The sequence below is a fragment of the uncultured Campylobacter sp. genome, assembly GCF_937949835.1.
Classification (GTDB): domain Bacteria; phylum Campylobacterota; class Campylobacteria; order Campylobacterales; family Campylobacteraceae; genus Campylobacter_B.
Window position 1 is genome coordinate 1 of record NZ_CALEDC010000073.1, and the last position, 1,569, is coordinate 1,569.

Genomic DNA, 1,569 nt, shown 5'->3' on the forward strand with positions numbered 1-1,569 from the left:
GCGGACATTATAACGGACACTTGGAATTTAAATATCAAACAGAATGCCTATAAATAGGAATTTCTAAAAATATTTTAAATCCCTCTCTGTCCGCCACCATTAGTTACGTTTTGTATTTTTTCATCACTTTTTATAACTCTCAAATCTCTTTAAAATATCGGTATATTCAGCATTATATCTTAAAAATAACTTTGTTTTATCATCTTTTATCACTTTTCATTTAATATAATCATAAGCAAAAAAAGCGGACAATATCACGGACAAAAACAGAAATCTAAAAACACAACCGGGAAGTGTCCGTTAAAATGTTAAACGATACCAAGATAAAGGCTTTAAAGCCCAAAGAGAAGCGATACAAGGTCGGGGACGGGGAGAATTTATACGTCCAAGTCATGCCAAGCGGCACAAAAACGTTCATTTTCGAATTCAAAAGCAAGCTTAGCGGCAAGTATAAGCGTATAAGCATAGGAAGATACCCGATCGTAAGTCTGTTTGCCGCGCGCGAGAAAAGATTAGAATTTCAAAAAATTTTAGCGGTGGGAGACGAACCTACAAATAAAGCAAGACCAAATTTAACGAGCTTCGAGAGCATATTTAAGCTCTGGTTTGAAAATAAAAAGCAAGAAGTAAGCCCAAAGCAAGCCTTTACTCATCAAAGATACTACGAGCGATTTTTCTTCCCGAAATTTGGCAAAGAGGATATAAAAAACGTCACTAAAAGGCAAATTTTAGAGGCTTTGGATAAGCTAAACAAAGAGGGCAAATTCGAAACACTAGATAGAGCGTTAAATTCTATCTCACAGCTTTTCAGATGGGCGGCGATGAATGATTATGTAGAGCATAGCCCTACTTATGCTATCGACAAAAATGCACTTTTTAAAATGCCCAAAATAAAGCACTATGCGGCAATTTTTGACGATAAAGGCATTAAGAATCTAATCGGTAATATTAAAAATTACGACGGCGATGTTAGGGTTATAACCGCAGGACTTTTCGGGCTACTTACGGCACAGCGCCCTTTTAACGTTAGATCGGCTAAATGGAAAGAGATAAGTTTTGACGATAAAATTTGGATAATACCCTCAGGTAAGATGAAAATGAAAGAGGAGCATCGTGTGCCGCTATCTACGCAAGTAATCAGACTTTTAGAAAATTTTAAGAAATACCGCTTCAACTCTGAGTTTTTGTTCCCGTCCATAAAATCCGTCAAAAGACCGATAAGTGATAATTCCGTCCGAGCTATGCTTAGAAATTTAGGCTACACGAGTGACGATATAGTTCCGCACGGATTTCGCGCGATGTTTAGCACGATTTGCCATGAAAATTTAAGCGAGCACGGGCAGAGCGAGCGAATAATAGAGATGTGTTTGGATCACAATGAAAGAAACAAAGTAAAAGCCGCCTATAATCACGCTATAAATTTGCGAGAGAGGCGACTTTTGATGCAGTGGTGGGCGAATTATTTATCAAGGCTGGACCCGGATTTATAATCAAGCAAACTAGCTAGATCGTAATAAATTACCTTGGAATTGCATTTTTTTCGCTTGATCAGCCCTTTTTTAGCTAAAT

The 1,569-nt window shown here is 37.5% G+C and carries 1 protein-coding gene; it reads left to right on the forward strand.

From position 1 onward, the window contains the following. The first annotated feature begins 305 nt into the window (after positions 1-305). Complete coding sequence (locus Q0256_RS01620) at positions 306-1,490, forward strand: tyrosine-type recombinase/integrase (RefSeq protein ID WP_297959506.1); 1,185 nt, start codon at positions 306-308, stop codon at positions 1,488-1,490. The last annotated feature ends 79 nt before the right edge of the window (positions 1,491-1,569 follow it).

Excerpts from the sequence above, each read along its gene's own strand:
- Q0256_RS01620 (WP_297959506.1), top strand. The coding sequence starts at position 306 with ATGTTAAACGATACCAAGATAAAGGCTTTAAAGCCCAAAGAGAAGCGA.